Source organism: Psychrobacter sp. ER1 (genome assembly GCF_048631835.1).
In the GTDB taxonomy this organism is placed as follows: domain Bacteria; phylum Pseudomonadota; class Gammaproteobacteria; order Pseudomonadales; family Moraxellaceae; genus Psychrobacter.
In genome coordinates this window covers 1,004,237-1,022,615 of record NZ_CP184640.1, presented here as the reverse complement: position 1 = coordinate 1,022,615, position 18,379 = coordinate 1,004,237, and the positions used below count along the sequence as shown (strand labels likewise).

19 protein-coding genes are annotated in these 18,379 nt (G+C 41.7%); 15 read left to right on the top strand and 4 right to left on the bottom strand.

Going from position 1 to position 18,379, the window contains the following annotated elements; genetic code table 11:
- Positions 1-33 precede the first annotated feature (33 nt).
- The 6 genes from ACOBWA_RS04730 (at position 34) to purH (ending at position 5,609) form a co-directional block, all read left to right on the top strand.
- Positions 34-846, top strand: coding sequence for a tetratricopeptide repeat protein (locus ACOBWA_RS04730; protein ID WP_420230349.1), 813 nt, complete (start codon positions 34-36; stop codon positions 844-846).
- A 133-nt stretch (positions 847-979) separates the two neighbouring features.
- The gene (gene prmA / locus ACOBWA_RS04725; RefSeq protein ID WP_102090395.1) at positions 980-1,906 is read left to right on the top strand and encodes a 50S ribosomal protein L11 methyltransferase; all 927 of its coding nucleotides are present in this window, start codon (positions 980-982) and stop codon (positions 1,904-1,906) included.
- A gap of 172 nt (positions 1,907-2,078) precedes the next feature.
- A complete protein-coding gene (locus ACOBWA_RS04720; protein ID WP_420230348.1) occupies positions 2,079-2,399 on the top strand; it encodes an MJ0042-type zinc finger domain-containing protein in 321 nt (106 codons plus the stop codon).
- Between the two features lie 26 nt (positions 2,400-2,425).
- Positions 2,426-3,340, top strand: a complete 915-nt coding sequence (locus tag ACOBWA_RS04715) for a DUF3426 domain-containing protein (RefSeq protein ID WP_420230347.1) — start codon at positions 2,426-2,428, stop codon at positions 3,338-3,340.
- A gap of 343 nt (positions 3,341-3,683) precedes the next feature.
- Positions 3,684-3,860 (top strand): helix-turn-helix domain-containing protein, encoded by a 177-nt coding sequence (locus tag ACOBWA_RS04710; protein WP_420230716.1) that lies wholly within the window; start codon positions 3,684-3,686, stop codon positions 3,858-3,860.
- Between the two features lie 168 nt (positions 3,861-4,028).
- Positions 4,029-5,609 (top strand): bifunctional phosphoribosylaminoimidazolecarboxamide formyltransferase/IMP cyclohydrolase, encoded by a 1,581-nt coding sequence (gene purH / locus ACOBWA_RS04705; protein WP_201605573.1) that lies wholly within the window; start codon positions 4,029-4,031, stop codon positions 5,607-5,609.
- Between the two features lie 191 nt (positions 5,610-5,800).
- On the opposite strand, the gene ACOBWA_RS04700 is transcribed toward purH, so the two are convergent.
- Positions 5,801-7,675 carry a SurA N-terminal domain-containing protein gene (locus ACOBWA_RS04700; RefSeq protein ID WP_420230346.1) on the bottom strand — a complete coding sequence of 625 codons (1,875 nt, stop codon included), beginning with the start codon at positions 7,673-7,675 and terminating at the stop codon, positions 5,801-5,803.
- 350 nt (positions 7,676-8,025) lie between these two features.
- Complete coding sequence (locus ACOBWA_RS04695; RefSeq protein ID WP_045445077.1) at positions 8,026-8,298, bottom strand: HU family DNA-binding protein; 273 nt, start codon at positions 8,296-8,298, stop codon at positions 8,026-8,028.
- 523 nt (positions 8,299-8,821) lie between these two features.
- On the opposite strand from ACOBWA_RS04695, the gene ACOBWA_RS04690 reads away from it, so the two are divergent.
- The 9 genes from ACOBWA_RS04690 (at position 8,822) to fdx (ending at position 15,981) form a co-directional block, all read left to right on the top strand.
- Positions 8,822-9,337: a hypothetical protein gene (locus ACOBWA_RS04690; RefSeq protein WP_420230345.1), complete on the top strand. Its 516-nt coding sequence runs from the start codon at positions 8,822-8,824 to the stop codon at positions 9,335-9,337.
- Entirely contained in the window at positions 9,334-9,465 is a 132-nt protein-coding gene (locus ACOBWA_RS04685) for a hypothetical protein (protein WP_420230344.1), read from the top strand. The genes ACOBWA_RS04690 and ACOBWA_RS04685 overlap by 4 nt, the downstream gene beginning before the upstream one ends.
- Before the next feature lie 395 nt (positions 9,466-9,860).
- Complete coding sequence (locus ACOBWA_RS04680) at positions 9,861-10,370, top strand: Rrf2 family transcriptional regulator (RefSeq protein ID WP_420230343.1); 510 nt, start codon at positions 9,861-9,863, stop codon at positions 10,368-10,370.
- Positions 10,367-11,593, top strand: a complete 1,227-nt coding sequence (locus tag ACOBWA_RS04675; RefSeq protein ID WP_420230342.1) for an IscS subfamily cysteine desulfurase — start codon at positions 10,367-10,369, stop codon at positions 11,591-11,593. Before ACOBWA_RS04680 ends, ACOBWA_RS04675 begins: the two co-directional genes overlap by 4 nt.
- Before the next feature lie 154 nt (positions 11,594-11,747).
- Complete coding sequence (gene iscU, locus ACOBWA_RS04670) at positions 11,748-12,158, top strand: Fe-S cluster assembly scaffold IscU (protein ID WP_057759218.1); 411 nt, start codon at positions 11,748-11,750, stop codon at positions 12,156-12,158.
- A gap of 232 nt (positions 12,159-12,390) precedes the next feature.
- The gene (iscA, locus tag ACOBWA_RS04665) at positions 12,391-12,711 is read left to right on the top strand and encodes an iron-sulfur cluster assembly protein IscA (protein WP_021814983.1); all 321 of its coding nucleotides are present in this window, start codon (positions 12,391-12,393) and stop codon (positions 12,709-12,711) included.
- A gap of 173 nt (positions 12,712-12,884) precedes the next feature.
- Positions 12,885-13,466 carry a Fe-S protein assembly co-chaperone HscB gene (gene hscB, locus ACOBWA_RS04660; RefSeq protein ID WP_420230341.1) on the top strand — a complete coding sequence of 194 codons (582 nt, stop codon included), beginning with the start codon at positions 12,885-12,887 and terminating at the stop codon, positions 13,464-13,466.
- A gap of 209 nt (positions 13,467-13,675) precedes the next feature.
- Positions 13,676-15,556, top strand: coding sequence for a Fe-S protein assembly chaperone HscA (gene hscA / locus ACOBWA_RS04655; protein WP_420230340.1), 1,881 nt, complete (start codon positions 13,676-13,678; stop codon positions 15,554-15,556).
- A gap of 86 nt (positions 15,557-15,642) precedes the next feature.
- Positions 15,643-15,981, top strand: a complete 339-nt coding sequence (gene fdx / locus ACOBWA_RS04650; protein ID WP_101206134.1) for an ISC system 2Fe-2S type ferredoxin — start codon at positions 15,643-15,645, stop codon at positions 15,979-15,981.
- A gap of 96 nt (positions 15,982-16,077) precedes the next feature.
- On the opposite strand, the gene ACOBWA_RS04645 is transcribed toward fdx, so the two are convergent.
- Together ACOBWA_RS04645 and ACOBWA_RS04640 are read right to left on the bottom strand one after the other, a co-directional pair.
- Complete coding sequence (locus ACOBWA_RS04645; protein WP_420230339.1) at positions 16,078-17,499, bottom strand: adenylate/guanylate cyclase domain-containing protein; 1,422 nt, start codon at positions 17,497-17,499, stop codon at positions 16,078-16,080.
- 307 nt (positions 17,500-17,806) lie between these two features.
- Positions 17,807-18,238, bottom strand: a complete 432-nt coding sequence (locus ACOBWA_RS04640; RefSeq protein ID WP_057759208.1) for an HIT domain-containing protein — start codon at positions 18,236-18,238, stop codon at positions 17,807-17,809.
- Positions 18,239-18,379: the final 141 nt, after the last annotated feature.

Here is an 18,379-nt window from a genome sequence, read left to right as displayed (position 1 = left end):
ATTTAGCTTTTAATATTTAAAAAAGGTTTTAACATGATGGTGTCATCTTTACGGACAACTACTTCAGTAAAACAAACCATAATGCTATGGCGTAATAAATTTACGTCAAGCAATACCTTACTTGCAGGCAGCGCGATCGTTGGCATGCTAAGCCTAAGTGCCTGTCAGACGGCACCTAGTACATCGACCACAGTGCAAACAACGCCTGTTCAAACATTACCAACGTCACAACCGACCGTGCCATCAACGACAACTGCTCAAGCGCCTGTCACGGAAGCAAATGATCAAAGCAACTATCCAACCGAGCCTTACGATGCAGTTGAACAGTCCGAAACCCCAAATCCGTTAACGGAAGAGACACCTGTATTTACACCTCCTGCACCAGACGTGATTCAGCCTGACCCTGTTATCATTGCGCCTTCTCGTAACGACTATATAATCTCTGAGCCATCGGTACCGTCGCATAATGAGCTACTAGAGCACGCTAGAAGAAACTCGCAGCAACGTACTCAACAATCTGCCAGCAACAATAGTAATCTGCCTGCGTTTCGCAATTTGATGCAAGTAGGCATCAGTCAATTGAAAGCGGGCAATCTAACCAATGCAGAAAGCAGCTTTACCCGTGCGCAGCGTCTAGCGCCCAAGTCATCGGCGGTATATTTTTATTTGGCACAAGTAGCATTAAAAAAGAACCAACCCCGTAAGGCAGAAGCGATGGCACGGCGTGGTCTTAGCGTCTCTCAAGACAGTAATCGTAGACGAGCACTATGGCAGGTTATATTGCAATCAGGACAAGCTCAGGGTAACTCACGCGTGGTCAATGAAGCAAAACAAGCATTACGCTAATAACTGATATTTGCATATTTTAGATTCATTAGTTAAAACCTCTATATACATCATACATTTCATTGTATGTAGATTTATCTAGGGCAGCCCCTAACACCTACACTTATTTTTATTTCCGCTTAAGGTTATCTTTATGGCATGGCAACAACTGCATTTACAATGCGAAAAATCAAACGTCGACTTAGCTGAAGCGCTTTTGTTAGAAGCAGGCGCATTATCAATAGCTTTAGACGATGCTGGCGATCAACCTCTGTTTGAGCCACTTCCAGGTGAATCACCGCTGTGGGATGAGGTGATACTAACAGGACTATTTGATGCGACTACTGATGCTGGTAGTCGTCAAGCGGTTGAGCAATTAAGTCATGAAATTGCTGCACAAGTACAGGCTACTCGTATTTGGCTAACGGCTGTTGATGATAAGGACTGGGAGCGCGAGTGGATGAGCAACTATCATCCTATCGAATGTGCTAATGACTTATGGATTGTACCTGACTGGCTAACGCCGCCTAACCCTGAAGCCACCAATATCATTATGGACCCAGGTTTAGCATTCGGTACTGGCTATCATGCTACGACTCGCCTATGTCTAGACTGGCTAACAGAGCAAGACTTAACAGACAAAGTGGTTATCGATTATGGTTGTGGCTCAGGTATTCTAGGGATTGCTGCTTTGCTATTGGGTGCGCGTCAGGTATATGCAGTCGACATCGACCCGCAGGCGGTACTTGCTACCAATCAGAATGCGGTACGCAACAATGTAGGCGATCGTTTACAGGCATTTCTACCAGAAGAATTTACAGAGTACTGCTCGCAACATGATGTGTTGCCTGTAGAAGTGATCGTTGCCAATATTCTAGCAAAGCCGCTTATTGGTTTAGCACCTTACTTTGCAACACTGATTGCGCCAAAGGGCCGTATCGTATTGGCAGGTTTGATTGAGTCGCAAACCGAGCAAGTCACTGAAGCTTATCAGCCATATTTTGCACTGGACCCTAAGCATGCTTTTACTGCGCAAGAAGACCAACACTGGCAGCGTTTATCAGGTACATTTACCAGCTAGCAACATTTAATTACATCTGTTACGATAGAGGGCAGTCAAATGTTATGTGTTTGACGCCACTCTGTCTTTGCCCATAACTCATCGAAATTGAAAAAGTACAATGAGTATTGTGAGCAGCTATTGGTGAGTGGCTAAGCGGTATTGATAACCATACTTTTTTGGATTCGCCTCTATGACCACACCAATAAAAACCCAATGCCCCCATTGCCAAGCTTGCTATAGCGTTAAACAAACTCAATTAAATCAAGTCAATGCTACCATCAGCTGTGATCGGTGCCAGCAAAGTTTTTTGGTCAATAAGCATCTTGTGGTAAATTCTGAGGTTATTCAAAAACCAACACCACAAAAAAATATTCCTGCTCAACAAAAAGCTCAAACTCAACCAATAGCAAACGAGCAAAAAGCGTCTACTAGTAGCAATCAGCATAAGCCTCAAAATATTCCAAAGCCCCCACAGCTTCAACCAATAAGAAAAAATCATCTGATGCTTTAAATTATGATGGTTTAATCTATGATGATATGGATATAGACGATCCAGAAGAAGTCGTTCAAGAGTATGACTCATTAGATAGCATGGATGCATGGTTAACCCAAGCCAGTAATACCAGTCCTAGCGTATCAACCATAGAAAAACCAAAAGCGCCCTCTTCTAAAGAAACTATCAAAAGCCCTAATCCATCAACAAAGAAACCATCCACTAGTACAATATCAGCATTCTCATCAACACAGGACATGCTCAGCTCGGCAGCGGCCAATGATATTCATGCCAATGTTGAGAGTACTGATAACAATTCATGGCTGCAAAAACTATTAGAAGAACAAAATCAAGACGAAGAAACACCGCCAGATGACACAGACTTATCACAGCTTCTATCTGATATGGGAGTACCCGTTAAAGATGAAGAGCCTGCTGTCGACGATCGTTTAAGAAAAACACAGCTACCGTTTGCACCAACCCAAACGACACGTTCTATTGCATCATTATTATGGATATTAGGTTGTTTGGTCCTAGCACTGCTACTCGCGGCTCAGTATGTTATTTTTAACTTAGAGAACTTAGTCAAAAACCCAACCTATGCTCAGCGTCTCCAATCAATATGCTCTGTCGCTGCCTGCAGCTTGCCCAGTGCAGATTTATCAGCGCTTACCATCAGCAATACCTTTCATAGAAGCAGTCAGATTAAAACTGCTGGTACATTTAGCGATATAGGCGCTACTCTGAGTAACGGAAGCCTGCAATCACAACTATATCCAAATGTAAAAATAAGCGTTTACGGTAAAGATGAGATTATTGGAGAGTTCATTGCAGATCCAAATGATTATTTATTAGGCAAGCAAAGTCAGTTAGCTGCCAATACAGATAGACAGCTATTATTTACTATCCCTGTCGCTAATGCACAGATCCGCGACATTACTATGACCGCTCTTTATTAAATTAAGTTGTCATATATAAATAAGCGTGAGTAGAAAATACACCGTAAATTCACTTTCAATTAAACCGTGATAGCCAAGATAACGATGAATCTATCAGCGCTAGGCGATATTAATTTGATATACTATGGTTCTGACCCCTTACAATCAGAATTTTTCTTCATCTCAAGGATATTATTTTATGGCACCTCATGCACAGCATAATGCCAATCATTTTGCTAAAAGCTCTGAGCACCCTGCCGATTATAATAAAGACGAATACCAATCACCTACGCACGGCTTTGATTTTGCTAGTCAACACTATACAAATAGTGCGCAGCAACCTCTACGAGTTCATGTAGAGCGTGTGGTACGTCAGTACTTTGCGATGCTAGGAGATGAGATGCCCACTGATTTATATGAATTGATTTTGAAGCAAGTCGAAGAGCCTCTCTTATCTGTCGTTCTAGAAAAAACAAGAGGCAACCAAACCAAATGTGCTCAGATATTAGGCCTAAATCGAGGCACCTTGCGCAAAAAATGAAGACCTATGATTTAATGTAGCATTGTTATATGAGCTTACCCATCATCATTGACTATCATTATGTATGGCAATCAAACGTTCCGCGCTTTATCTATCATGATACGGCATACCGTTGTCATCATCACCTTGCCAGACGTTTACGTCAGGCTTTTTTATGGAAAATTTCTTATGAGTACAACCCCACTTGCCCTACTATCGGTCTCCGATAAGTCTAATATCGTCGAGTTTGCTCAAGGCCTTCTCAAAGCAGGTTTTGGTTTATTATCTACTGGCGGTACTTATCGTCTGCTCACAGAAAACAATGTCGACGTGACTGAAGTATCAGATTACACAGGCTTTCCTGAAATGATGGATGGCCGTGTTAAAACGTTACATCCTAAGATTCACGGTGGCATCCTAGGACGCCGTGGTACAGATGATGCAGTAATGAGTGATCATGCGATCGAACGTATCGACTTAGTCGTCGTGAACTTATATCCTTTTGCTGAAACTATCGCACGTGCTGACGTAACTATGAACGACGCTATCGAAAACATCGATATTGGCGGCCCTACCATGGTGCGTTCAGCAGCGAAAAACCACGCTCATGTAGGTATCGTCACTGATCCAGCTGATTATGACCGTGTACTTAACGCCTTAGACGGTGGCACCGAACTGACGACTGCTTTACGTTATGACTTAGCAGTAAAGGCGTTTGAGCATACGGCACAGTACGACGGTATGATTGCAAACTTCTTAGGTAGCCGTGTCAACGAAACTCAAGAGCCAGAAAACTTCCCACGTACATTCAATGTACAGCTTGAAAAAGCACAAGACCTACGCTACGGTGAAAACCCGCATCAAAACGCGGCTTTCTATACTGAAAACCAGCCTTTAAAAAGCAAACAAGCCTCAATCGCAACGGCTAAGCAGTTACAAGGTAAAGCATTGTCTTATAACAACATCGCTGATACCGATGCTGCGCTTGAGTGCGTTAAAGCTTTCAGCGCGCCTGCTTGCGTTATCGTTAAGCATGCCAACCCTTGCGGTGTCGCGGTTGATAATGACCAAGTAGCTGCTTATCGTACTGCTTTTAGCACTGATCCTGAATCATCTTTTGGTGGTATTATCGCATTCAACCGTCCGTTGACGCTTGCTGCTGCAAAAGCCATTATCGACAATCAGTTCGTAGAAGTAATCATTGCACCTAGTATCGAAGACGGTGTACTTGAAGCGACAGCTACTAAGAAAAACGTACGCGTATTGGTATGCGGCGAGCTACCAGCACCAGATCAACGCGATATCCAACTTGACTATAAGCGTGTCAACGGTGGCCTACTGGTACAAGAGCAAGACCTTGGTTTAATCACGGCTAACGACCTAAAAATCGTCACTGATGTACAACCAACTGAAGCGCAAGTGGCAGATCTACTGTTCAGCTGGAACGTGGCAAAATACGTCAAATCTAATGCCATTGTCTACGCAAAAGGCCAACGTACTATCGGTGTTGGCGCAGGCCAAATGAGCCGCGTTAACTCAGCACGTATTGCTGCTATCAAAGCAGAGCATGCTGGACTAGCAACTGAAGGTGCTGTTATGGCATCAGATGCCTTCTTCCCTTTCCGTGATGGCATTGATAATGCTGCTGAAGTAGGTATCTCTGCTATCATTCAGCCAGGTGGCTCTATGCGTGATGACGAGACCATTGCAGCAGCTAATGAGCATGGTATTGCGATGGTATTTACTGGCATGCGCCATTTCCGCCATTAAACAATCACCTATTAATTTAAGACTGGGATTAGTCACAGCAATTGTATTTATTACTGCGACTAATTTTCAGTCTATATAACATTTGTGATAATTATCGTTAAAGCATCACCCAAAAAAAGCCACTGTATCAATCGATACAGTGGCTTTTTTACGTCTAAAAATAAGAATAAGAATAATAAACTAGCAAATACTTAGCGTCCTTGTGCGTTTGCCATGTTGCTTTCATTAATCTCAACCGTATACACCATACGTAGATAGTCCAAATAGTCTTGCAACTGGTCTTGGCCTAAATTGTCACGGATAATACTGGCTGTTTGCGCTCTTTGCATATCAGACAGTGGCGACTGCTGCTCAGTTTTAATACGGTCTCCAACCAGTAGCGTTGCACCCATCTCAGTCTCACTAGCGATCGCGACAACACCGTTATCAGCGGCTTGCTGACTAAATGCCAATCCACGCTCTTTGTCCGTTAGCTGCGTCGTTTGACGGTTAATCTCACCCAGTGATTGGAAGCTTACCGACTGCTTACTTATATCAGCTGGCGTCTTGATACCAGCAGCCAATGCTTTAGCGTCTTTTAAAGCTAATGCTGTCGCTTTCTGCTGACGAAGTATTTGAGTGATTCTTGGGGTTGCATTTGCTAGAGCAAGCGTCTTAGTAGGACGATAATTGCTTGGCTGTAGCCATACGGTACCGTTACCAACTTCTACGCCCGCCGTTACCGCTTGATCTTGAATAGTAAACTCATCAAAGGCCTGTTTAACCACTGCTGGTTGCGACAATGCAGACTTATTATTCACTTTACGATAATCTTTGATACGCTTTAAACTGACGTTTTCTTGCTGTGCGATATCTTCGATACTGAAGCCATCTGCCGCCAAATCATTGATTGACGTTACTTTATCAGCATAGATTTCCTGACGTTTATACTCTTTTGCTTTCGCAGTCAGCTCATCACGCATACTGTCTAGGCTTGGAATTTTTTTGCCATTGTCTTCAGTAACCGTAAATATCTGATAACCAAAGCTAGTCTTGATAGGCGCAGTCACATCACCAACGCTCAACCCTTCTAGTGCCTCTTGTACAGTATCTGCATCACTGCCAAACACTGACGGATTAAAGCGTCCGATATCACCACCTGTTTCACCTGATGGATCGTCCGACTCTGCTTTAGCAAGCGCAGCAAACGCTTCACCTTTATTCAGACGTGCTTTCACTTTATCGGCTCTTGTCTTGGCATCTTTACCAGTAAACAGTATCTGACTGACTTTACGCTCATCAGTAGCCGAAATGCTCTGCTTATATGCTTCATACTGCTGCTGCAACTCTTCTGCTGTTACTTCATCAACCTTGATAGTTTGCGGGCTGAGCTGGATATAAGCCAAGTCAACCATCGCTGCACTTTTCAATGTGTCTTTGTTGGCATCATAATATGATTGAATGTCGGCTTTGCTAAGCTTAACCTTATCAGCATAATCTTGCCAATTAAAGCGGTGTACCCAAACGTTGCGCGACTCAAGTTGCAAATCAATCAATTGACTGACCGCTTGCATAGGATAAACGGCCGTACCAACGATACTGGCATTTAATTGATCCAAGCTTAACTGATTGCGAAATTCTGCAAATAGCTGGTTTTTAGTCATGCCGCGTTGACGCAAGAAGTTTGAGAACTGATCGTTTGAAAAGTTACCTTCTGCATCTTGGAATATTTCTTCTTGACGTAACAGACGATTGATCGTGTCGTCAGACACTGTCATACCAAGCTTGCCTGCTTGCTGCTCTAACAACGTACGGTCGATTAGACCTTTTAATACTTGCTCATGAAGCACATCTTCATTCAATAAGCTGGCATCTTCGACTTGCTCTAGTACTTCAGAACGACGGCTATTGACAGCAGTTTGATACTCGGACAGTCCTACGCTTGCCTCACCTACCTGCGCAATCTGGTTAGGATCGACGTTGCCGCCAAAATAGCTTTCGACACCCAAGAGAGCGAGCGGCGATAGGCATAAAATCAATAAAATGCGACCTGGCCAGCTTTTTAAGAAATCGCGCAATTTATCCATAGTTATCTCTGCTTTATTAACCTATATTGATGAAAAACCATTGTAATACTGTTAGGAGCTGTTAAGTGCAACCTGCCAACATCAGTGCTATCTAAGCTAGCAATGGTAAGAGTAAGAGCGTATGCATTTTATAGTAAAAAACAAAATTTACTAAAGAAATCTGACTTAAATGACACACCTATCGCGCGCCCTATGATACGTGATTTTTCATGCAGACTCAAAATATTCACGACGCATGATACAAACTATAGCGATAAAAAAGCACCTAAATATTAGGTGCTCTCTTCGATGGCTAGCTCATTACTTCAGCTATAGACCATCGACTATCATTTTATGCTTAAAAAATCGGCTTAGTTCAAGCGCTCTTTTAAGTTTTTACCAGCTTTAAAGCTTGGTACTTTGCTTGCTGGAATGCTTAGCTCTTCGCCAGTCTTAGGGTTGCGACCAGTGCGTGCTTTGCGATCTTTTACACTGAAAGTACCAAAGCCAACTAATGAGATGCTATCGCCAGCTTCTAGTGCTTCGCCAACACTTTCCATAACAGCGTTTAGTGCATCACCAGCTTGGGTTTTATTTAGACCACTTTTGTCTGCGATGCTATCAATTAATTCTGACTTATTCATAAAATTTCCTTCAAGTTTAAGGGGTAATAAATGCTTACGCCAAGTATTGTAACGCTCTCATGGTGCTTACGCAATAAAAACTACCTAACTGGCGCATTAACAGGTTCTTCTTTGTTATCGTCTTTATATCAAGGCAGCATAAGGAGCGCAAGCGATTTTACATATTTTTGTTCTCTACACTACGTATTTGACACCTAATGTTACGCAAAGCGTTAAGAATTTATATATAACCGAGTCTGCATAACTGAGACGATTGGCTTTCCTATTTTCTACGCTTTGACAGATTTGTCAATTGCTGTCTATGCATTGCTATACATTAAGTTTGTATATTACTGGTCATAAATAAGAGTGTCTTTATTGACTGCTAAATTGTAATGTAATAGTTTAGCCACTACAGAAACTAGCGTTACTTTTTATTATAAAGACGTTACTATAAGCAAAATATCACTGCAAGTCTTGGGCAAATACAGACTTCTGTTTGCTCAATATCTAAAACTTGCTAAATAAAAAACGGATTACTTACATGAAGCGTTCTACGTTGTCTCACTCTTTTCTTAATATCATTTTAGTATTTATCGAGTCAGCGCTGACATTACTGTTACGTTTGGATCCTGAACTGCGTAAGGCCGCTTATCCGCTCGCCAAGCAAGGCACCGTGGTGGCGCTTCGCCTGTATTTACCGCATGTAGAAGTATTTGCCACCTTTAGTACCAAGGGCGTGTTACTAGATGCGCAACTGCCGATTGGTCGTAGTGAGCCTGACGTGGTTATCAATGCCTACAGCATTCAAGTTATCAACGCCATCACCACTCATGATAGCGAAACCACCGAAAAGCTACAGATGCGCGGTGAGTCGATTCAAGTACAACTGGTCAAACAATTTATTATGCAACTTGGGCTTGGCAGCTTGATTCAAGGTTTGATCAAAAAGATAAAGGGTGGCAAGACTAAAACCAAACCTACAGAAGCTGACTTGGAAGAAAAAAGAACAACTACAAACTTCGTATTAAAGAACAGCAAACACAGATTAATACCTTGACCATTAAAAACCGTGAACTTGAAACAACCGTAAGAGAGCTTCAAAGCAAGCAAAAGACGTTGATGATTGTCACTGTTGTGGCACTTGTGATTATGATCGGCTCAGTCATCGCACTATTGATGAATTAGTTTTGGTTCGCTGAATTACCTATAAATAAGCGTTCAATGTCTTTTATAGATATTGAACGCTTATTTTTTACTTAGTCAAATATATTTGTAGCAGACGAATTAAGCTACTTATGTCTCACTCATATATCTCTTCTAAACATCATTGTTTTTATCAATTACAGCAATAAGCTTGATTAACCATTGAACCACACTTTAATCTTGACTAAATTACTCGGGATTAAGTATAATTACCTTAATCGTTGCACACATCGGGTTAATCATCTGTTGTTCAATAACGATAAGACAAAACTTAGCTGACGTATTATTGGTTGCTCTTTTTATCTTATGAGTACTTATTAAAACCTTTGGCTAAGATCGTTGTTAAACATAAATGACATTAAGTTTGGAGATAACACATGCGTTTGACTACTCGGGGCAGATACGCTGTTACCGCATTATTAGATTTGGCATTACAGACCAGCCAGCAAGACAGTGCTGTATCATTATCCGATATCGCCAAACGACAATCGATTTCAATATCGTATCTTGAACAGTTATTTTCTAAACTTCGTAAACGCGGCCTTGTCACGAGTATTCGCGGTGCTGCAGGTGGTTACCACCTAGCTAAACCATTGAATGAGATAGATGTGATGAGCATCATATCTGCGGTTGATGAGTCAGTAAACGCGATGCAGTGTGAAGGACGCGGTGACTGTCAAGGTGGTACAATGTGCCTAACTCACGATCTGTGGTGTGCACTGTCGAATCATATCGAACAGTACTTGAAAAATATAACATTAGCGCAATTATTAGATATGGAAAACGTGCAGTCAGTCTCAGAGCGTCAGCACATCTCTACAAAAGATATTTCCATAAAAGACATTAATACTATTAATCTATCGAACAGCGAGGCAAACCCAGCATGAGCCAACATAACAACCTTATATACTTAGATTATGCCGCCACTACCCCAGTTGCTAAATCAGTAGCTGCTAAAATGAGCGAGTATTTGACTGTAGATGGTGTCTTTGGTAACCCAGCTTCACGCTCACATGGTTACGGCTGGCAAGCGGAAGAAGCAGTAGAAACTGCTCGCGGTCAAGTTGCTGAAGTAATCAACGCTGATCCACGCGAAATCGTCTTTACTTCTGGCGCAACTGAGTCTGACAACCTAGCCATTAAAGGTGCAGCACATTTCTATCAGTCTCGTGGCAAACATATCATTACCAGTAAAATTGAGCACAAAGCTGTATTAGATACTTGCCGTGAGCTTGAGCAAGAAGGTTTTGAGATTACGTATCTTGAGCCACAGCCAGGCACAGGTCTTATCCTGCCAGAGCAAGTAAAAGAAGCACTACGTGATGATACGATTTTAGTATCACTTATGATGGTAAACAATGAGCTTGGTACTATTACTGATGTTGCAGCGATTGGTGAAATCACTCGCGAAGCTGGCGTAGTTTTTCATGTTGATGGTGCACAGTCTGTTGGTAAAGTAAAAATCAATCTTGAAGAAATGAAAATTGATTTGATGAGCTTCTCAGGTCATAAAGCATACGGTCCTAAAGGTATCGGCGCATTGTTTGTTCGTCGTAAGCCACGTATTCGCTTGAAAGCTGAACAACACGGCGGTGGTCATGAGCGCGGTATGCGTTCAGGTACTCTACCGACGCATCAGATCGTTGGTCTAGGAGCTGCATTTGCTTTGGCCAATGAGCGCTATGAAGAAGATCACGCACATGCAGCCAAACTACGTCAAAAGCTTTGGGATGGCCTACAAGACATCGAAGAGATTTACTTAAATGGTGATCTTGAGAATAGCGTACCAAACATTGTAAACATCAGCTTTAACTTCGTTGAAGGCGAGTCATTGATGATGTCACTTAAAGACTTAGCGGTATCATCAGGTTCAGCCTGTACATCAGCGACGCTTGAGCCATCGTATGTACTACGTGCAATTGGTCGCCCAGATGAGTTAGCACATAGCTCAATCCGTTTCAGCTTCGGCCGTTATACCACTGATGAAGACATCGATACTGTTATCAAACAGATGCATGAAGCTGTTGATAAACTACGTGCTCTATCACCACTTTGGGATATGTACCAAGAAGGTGTTGATTTAAACTCAGTCGAGTGGGCTGAGCACTAATTTCTAATATAGCTTTTTAGCATAGCTAGCAATATATATTTATTAAACAATTGATCAGACAATTAAATTAAGCGTTTGACCCCAATTATCGATGAGTAGTTAGACATTTAAAGTTGATAAACGACTACTCATCATCTAACTAGGAGAAAACCCCATGGCCTATAGTGACCAAGTTATTGATCATTACGAAAACCCACGCAACGTTGGTAATCTTGACAAAAACGCCAAAAACGTTGGTACCGGCATGGTCGGTGCCCCAGCATGTGGCGATGTAATGCGTCTACAAATCCAAGTCGACGATAATGGTATTATCGAAGATGCACGTTTCAAGACTTATGGCTGCGGTTCAGCGATTGCTTCAAGCTCGCTCGTTACTGAGTGGCTAAAAGGCAAGAGCTTGGATCAAGCTGGCGAAATCAAAAACAACGATATCGCTCAAGAGCTAGCATTACCACCAGTAAAAGTGCATTGCTCTGTACTTGCAGAAGACGCTATTAAAGCCGCTATTAGCGACTATAAAGGTAAGCATGGCGTAGCAGCTCCAGCAGAAGAAGCTGCGATCTAAGTTAAACTAGGCTAAGCCTGCTAGCGTATGCGCTATGTTGTACTAGCAACGCTAAAGTAGCAATGTGTAATCGCTACTGACGCTAAAGAGGTGACAATGACACTTATGTAATTGTCACCTTTTGTTTTCTAATAGTCGCAAGCCTATTGTTTTGGCAATCTTGTAATTCTGGTTGTCAGTTTATCTAGATTTTTTTATTGATATTTATGATTAATAGTCAATGGGAGTTGGCATGATTGAAATGACAGAACGCGCCGCTCAGCATGTTCGAGACTTTTTGGACAATCGCGGCAAAGGCGAAGGCATTCGAGTTGGTATCCGTACGGCGGGTTGCTCGGGCTTGGCTTACGTTTTAGAGTTTGTAGATACCCCTGATGAAAACGACACGCGTTATGAAAGTCGCGGCGTTAGCATCTTTATTGATCCTAAAAGCCTCGTGTATTTAGACGGCTTGTTGATGGATTATGAAAAGGAAGGTCTAAACGAAGGCTTTAAATTCACCAACCCTAACCAAAAGGGTGAATGTGGTTGCGGTGAGTCTTTCACAGTTTAATGGTTCAATGGCTGAAAACTGATAGATTTATGCTTCAACAAGCTTTCATAAGAATAGTGCAGTATCTCTGCTATAGCCATGAAGAAAGGTTAATGTAGTTAAGTAGCCAAGCGATTCAGTATTCTTAGCTAGGTCATGACTTCAAAAATAAATAAAAAGCAAGGCATCAGATTATGACAGATATTACTTCAGAACCACAGTTTGATAACTTCTTTGCCCTATTTGAGCAGCCTGTACAATTTGAAATCAACCAAAGTAATCTAGAGCAACGTTTGCGATTGCTGCAAAAACGCTTTCATCCTGATAATGTCGCCAAAAACCAGACCGATATGGTTCAAGCACAGTTGCAGTCTGAAAAAGCGTCGGCTTTAATTAATCAAGCGTATCAAACGCTAAGCGCTCCTGATAGTCGTGCCGGTTATTTATTAGACATGGCAGATCAAGCACAAAACATAGAGCACTCAATCGCAGATTTAGACTTTTTGGAAGATGCGATGCAGATGCGTATGGATCTAGATGATGCTATCGAAGACAAAGATCTTGTAGCCTTGCAGCAATTACATCCTCAAATTACAAATCGTCTAGCAATACAATCTGAACGCTTCAACAGTGCTTATCAAAATCAAGATTGGCAAACAGCGATTGATGCGACACAGAAGCTAAAATTTTTAGTTAAGCTAAATGCTGATGTGACGACTGGGCTTGATGATGTTGCAAATTCATCGCATTCAGATGATGATGACTTATACGTCTAAACATCTGTGGTTATGACTCTCACTAATAAGCTAAATTCTATATATTTGTTTAAAATAGTGACCGTGATACCGTATAATCTTTGAGTCTAAGCGCATCAAACTGTCAGAATCCGTATTCCATGGAATGAGATTACCGACGTTAAGCTCTCGTACTGCATATGTTATATTTGCTCCATTTCACTTATTTATTTTATCTCTGAGTTATCCTTATGTCTTTAATGCAAATTGCTGAACCCAATCAAAGCGCTCAACCTCACCAACATAAATTTGGCTTGGGCATCGACCTTGGTACTACACGATCGTTGGTTGCTGTGGTGCGTTCAGGTAAGGCACAAGTCTTAGAGGCAGGCGCAGCGACAGATACATTATTACCGTCTGTTGTCTATTATCCAGCTACTGGTACGCCATTGGTTGGCTATGACGCCCTAGCTCATTTAGCAGATGATCCAAAAAATACGATCGTCTCGGCTAAGCGTTTTATGGGTCGTAGTCAAGCTGATATCAAATTCTCTCATCCTTATGAGTTATCTGGCAATAAAGATGATATGCCTGCATTTGTAACGGCTCAAGGTGAGGTTTCTCCTGTTGCAGTATCGGCGCGTATACTAGCCGCTCTTGAGCAACGTGCAGCAAGCGCTTTACCTGCAGATAGTATTGAAGGTGCCGTGATTACGGTTCCCGCTTATTTTGATGAAGCACAGCGCCAAGCAACCAAAGATGCCGCTCAAGCAGCGGGTATCAACGTACTTCGCTTATTAAATGAACCAACGGCCGCTGCGGTCGCTTACGGGCTTGACCAATCATCAGAAGACAGTAAAAAAGAGAGCTATTACTTAATCTATGATTTGGGCGGTGGTACTTTTGACGTTTCTATCTTAAAGCTTACCGATGGTGTCTTTGAAGTGTTGGCAACTGGTGGTAATAGCGCACTAGGCGGCGATGATATCGATCGTCTTATTACCAATTGGATCATTAAACAATTAAATATCGATCCAAAAGACGTAAGCCTGCACGACAAATCAATACTAGCTCAACAAGCAAAAGCTTATAAACAAGCATTGACTGATGCTGAGCAAGTGGACATCAATGTCACTGTCAATGATCAATCTTATCAAGGCGTATTAAGCCGTACAGACGTGCTAACTATCGTAGAGCCTGTTAGCCGCCGTACCCTAAGCGTGTGCGAACAAGTCCTACGCGATGCCAAGCTGTCTACTACAGATCTAGATGAAGTTATCTTAGTGGGCGGCTCGACTCGTATGCCTGCAGTACAGCAAGTTGTGACTGAATTTTTTGCTAAGCAGCCACTTTGCCGTCTGAATCCAGATGAGGTAGTTGCTTTAGGTGCTGCCCAAACTGCTCATCAATTGGTTAATGGTGATAGTGAAAACAATTTATTGTTATTGGACGTGACGCCATTATCATTAGGTCTTGAGACCATGGGTGGTTTGGTCGAAGTACTTATTCCACGCAATACGCCAATCCCTGTGAAGAAACGTCAAGTGTTTACCACTTATCAAGATGGTCAAACAGGCATGGTGATTCACGTGGTGCAAGGTGAACGTGAGACGGTAGAGAACTGTCGTTCACTTGGACGTTTTGAGCTGTATGGCATCCCGCCAATGAAAGCTGGGTTTGCTCGTATCGAAGTTACCTTTAGTATTGATGCTAATGGTCAGCTTACTGTCAGTGCACAAGAAACTACGACCAAAACAGAAAGCAAAATCGAGATTGTGCCTTCTTATGGTCTATCAGATGAGCAAAAAGAACAGTTGCTGGTTGCAGGGTTTAAATACGCAGAAGAAGACAAAAATGCGCGGTCTTTAATTGAGACTAAAGTAGAAGCGGAACGTGAAGTACTTGCCCTAGAGTCGGCACTTAACGAATTTGCAGCATTACTCTCTGTCGAAGAACAACAGTCACTAGCAGAGAATATACAAGCGCTACGTAACTCTCTTAGCACTGATGACTTAGCACTTATTGAAACGCAACAAGCACAGCTCAAACCACATAGTGATGCCTTTGCTGCACGTATTATGAATCAAAGCGTCAAGACCAGTATGGCCGGTACTAGTGCCAAAGACTGGTAATAAATACATCGACATATATAGCTTAACTGACACGTTAAGCTAACTTCTAATATTTTTTAAATTGATTAGCATCGGACAGATAATTTATGCCAAAAGTTACCGTACTACCCCACCACGAAATTTGCCCTGAAGGCGCAGAAGTTGAGCTACAAGCTGGTGAAAACTTATGCAAAGCACTATTAGAAAAAGGCATTAAAATTGAGCATGCTTGTGAGATGTCAAAAGCTTGTACCACATGTCATGTTGTAGTACGTAAAGGTTTCAACAGTTTGGATGAGATGGATGATATCGAGGCGGATCTGCTTGATCGTGCTTGGGGACTAGAGCCTGACTCACGTTTATCTTGTCAGGTCATGCTTGATGACGAGGATTTGACCATCGAAGTTCCTAAATATACCCTCAATCATGCTAAAGAAAATCATTAAACACTGATAATACTTCCTAGTTAAGATTAAAAAGGCTAGCTATCACATAGCTGGCCTTTTTCTATATATGATTTTAATATATCAAACTTGAAACGCTTATTTGCGATTGGCATCCTCACGCTTACTTTCTGCTGCTATGTCCTTTACTACTTTTTCTTCCTCTTGCTCGATGAGTTCTAGCGCAAAATTCAAACGAGCTCTAATATCTTGATAATCATTGTCTTTCATATCCTTGAAATTCAAATGCAAATTGAAACCAGGCAATGTGTGGTCAACCCATTTAGACAGATGACCTGTACTGGCACTAGGATCAAGTACTTGCCATGCATCGACCTTTTCATCAATACCTTTCAAGCAAAATGCGGCAACGTGCTCGCATTCATAGTTATGGCATATATAATCGTAAGTGCTTTCACTGACCAATATCTGATCTTTGCCCGCACAGGACTCAAGCCTAGAGGCCAAATTGGCTTCTTTACCAATGATGGTATAGCTTAATCGACTATTACTACCAAAATTACCAACGTGACAGTAGCCAGTGGTGATACCAACACGTATATATAAGCCTTCAAACCCCATTAGCCGCCATTTTTGACGTAAAGTGCGCATTTCTCGGCGCATATCAATTGCCATCGCCACACAATCTAGTGCATCTTGACGCGAGCCACGGCTATTCGGTTCACCAAAGAAACATACCATACCATCACCAATGAACTTATCAAGCACTGCACCATGCTTATTAGCGATCGACGTCATGCAATGCATATAGGTATTAAGTATATCTGCCAAATTATCAGAGCTTAGACTATCAGATAGCTCGGTAAAGCCGACGATATCCGAAAACATGATAGTTATTTTTGCACGTTTATTAGAAACCCTAACAGGGCTATCCGATTTGACAATAGGCTCCCAAATTTGTGGTGGTACAAAACGGGTAAGCTTATTGATCACTGATACCATCGTGCTTAGGCGTCCCGCTGCCTTATGGGCGGAAGCCTTATAACCAATATATTCTTGATACATACGTCGAAACTGACATAGGATAACAATCATACTAGCTAGCAGTACTGTAGGTGGTAGCCAACTATCACCGCAGTCCAATTCATCATTACTTAAAATGGTAACCACGTAATAAAAAACAATAGCCGTTATAAATGACACTGTAAGCAATTTGAGCTGGTTCTCAGGCCGGCTAAGAATGATACGTATACCAATCAAAACAGCCAAGCTGATTGATATGATCATACAAAATTGTAGGGAGCCAATGACAACCGATAATAGAATAATAACGATGTTAGACGTCCAAAAGCTAGTTTGACGTCGGTAGTTGTATATCAGGATCAGGAGACTTGGCAATGTAATAATAACCAATAGTGCCATTGAGATAGGACGGAAGTCGTAATACATAGCACGCAAAACAACCGTCATTATTAAAACGAACACTTCTGGATAATCGAAACGACAAACTCCAGCATCTTTCAGCGGCGACCTTGATTTTAGTGTCTCTGAGAAGGTCATATGAGTTTCACTTAAATGTTTCGAGCGATATGAGAGACAAGGATATATCACACTAGCACACGTGCATCATTTGCCCTTATGACGATTTATCATAAGATATATCTAATAATATATTATACTTTCGAAATAAGGTAAAACAAGGTTACTGATGACTAAAAGACGACCTTTTGTCTAGTTTATTTGCTATTTTACAGTTTTATTAAAATTTAAATAAAGAGAGGCCAGATACATTTAAGTATCTGGCCTCTCTTTTATATATTGAATTTAAATTCAATCTACTCTTATTGAATGCAGGATAGAATGATAATTACATTTGCCAATCAAACGGCATTTGGTGATGACCACGTAATGCCATCATCAATGTTTGCTGCATTTGCGCCAATACTTCTTTAGTATATGGGACAGCTGGCACACCCCATACTGGGTTTGGCCATTGCATGTCATTTTGATAACGGACAATGTGATGAAAGTGAAGTTGTGGCACTTGATTACCAAGAGCGGCCACATTCATTTTATCAGCTTGAAAGGTTTTAGCTAACTGACTCGACAACCAGCTGGACTCTCGTAAAAACTGTGTTTGATCTGCCTCAGACAGCTCATATAACTCTTTGATACCGGAGACACGTGGCACTAATATCAGCCAAGGAAATTGGCAGTCATTGATTAAACGACAAGTGGATAATGGAAAATCCCCCACTAAAAAACTATCAGCAGCAAGTTTATGATGAAGTTGGAACATAATGACGGTTCTCTTGTTGTTTAATGCAAATAAAATACAGAGGGTTAAAAAGTTAGTTGGGCTATTTTATCAGTTATCGGGTTGATAAAATAGCACCATAATTTATTGGTTTAATATGACTACTGAGCCTACTGATATCTA

What these genes read in the sequence shown, in the direction of transcription:
- ACOBWA_RS04730 (WP_420230349.1), top strand. Translation starts at nt 34, where the DNA reads ATGATGGTGTCATCTTTACGGACAACTACTTCAGTAAAACAAACCATA.
- ACOBWA_RS04690 (WP_420230345.1), top strand. Translation starts at nt 8,822, where the DNA reads ATGAAGCGTTCTACGTTGTCTCACTCTTTTCTTAATATCATTTTAGTA.
- prmA (WP_102090395.1), top strand. Translation starts at nt 980, where the DNA reads ATGGCATGGCAACAACTGCATTTACAATGCGAAAAATCAAACGTCGAC.
- ACOBWA_RS04640 (WP_057759208.1), bottom strand. Translation starts at nt 18,238, where the DNA reads ATGTTCCAACTTCATCATAAACTTGCTGCTGATAGTTTTTTAGTGGGG.
- ACOBWA_RS04645 (WP_420230339.1), bottom strand. Translation starts at nt 17,499, where the DNA reads ATGACCTTCTCAGAGACACTAAAATCAAGGTCGCCGCTGAAAGATGCT.
- ACOBWA_RS04680 (WP_420230343.1), top strand. Translation starts at nt 9,861, where the DNA reads ATGCGTTTGACTACTCGGGGCAGATACGCTGTTACCGCATTATTAGAT.
- iscU (WP_057759218.1), top strand. Translation starts at nt 11,748, where the DNA reads ATGGCCTATAGTGACCAAGTTATTGATCATTACGAAAACCCACGCAAC.
- ACOBWA_RS04700 (WP_420230346.1), bottom strand. Translation starts at nt 7,675, where the DNA reads ATGGATAAATTGCGCGATTTCTTAAAAAGCTGGCCAGGTCGCATTTTA.
- ACOBWA_RS04715 (WP_420230347.1), top strand. Translation starts at nt 2,426, where the DNA reads ATGGATATAGACGATCCAGAAGAAGTCGTTCAAGAGTATGACTCATTA.
- hscA (WP_420230340.1), top strand. Translation starts at nt 13,676, where the DNA reads ATGTCTTTAATGCAAATTGCTGAACCCAATCAAAGCGCTCAACCTCAC.
- hscB (WP_420230341.1), top strand. Translation starts at nt 12,885, where the DNA reads ATGACAGATATTACTTCAGAACCACAGTTTGATAACTTCTTTGCCCTA.
- iscA (WP_021814983.1), top strand. Translation starts at nt 12,391, where the DNA reads ATGATTGAAATGACAGAACGCGCCGCTCAGCATGTTCGAGACTTTTTG.
- ACOBWA_RS04695 (WP_045445077.1), bottom strand. Translation starts at nt 8,298, where the DNA reads ATGAATAAGTCAGAATTAATTGATAGCATCGCAGACAAAAGTGGTCTA.
- purH (WP_201605573.1), top strand. Translation starts at nt 4,029, where the DNA reads ATGAGTACAACCCCACTTGCCCTACTATCGGTCTCCGATAAGTCTAAT.
- ACOBWA_RS04675 (WP_420230342.1), top strand. Translation starts at nt 10,367, where the DNA reads ATGAGCCAACATAACAACCTTATATACTTAGATTATGCCGCCACTACC.
- fdx (WP_101206134.1), top strand. Translation starts at nt 15,643, where the DNA reads ATGCCAAAAGTTACCGTACTACCCCACCACGAAATTTGCCCTGAAGGC.
- ACOBWA_RS04720 (WP_420230348.1), top strand. Translation starts at nt 2,079, where the DNA reads ATGACCACACCAATAAAAACCCAATGCCCCCATTGCCAAGCTTGCTAT.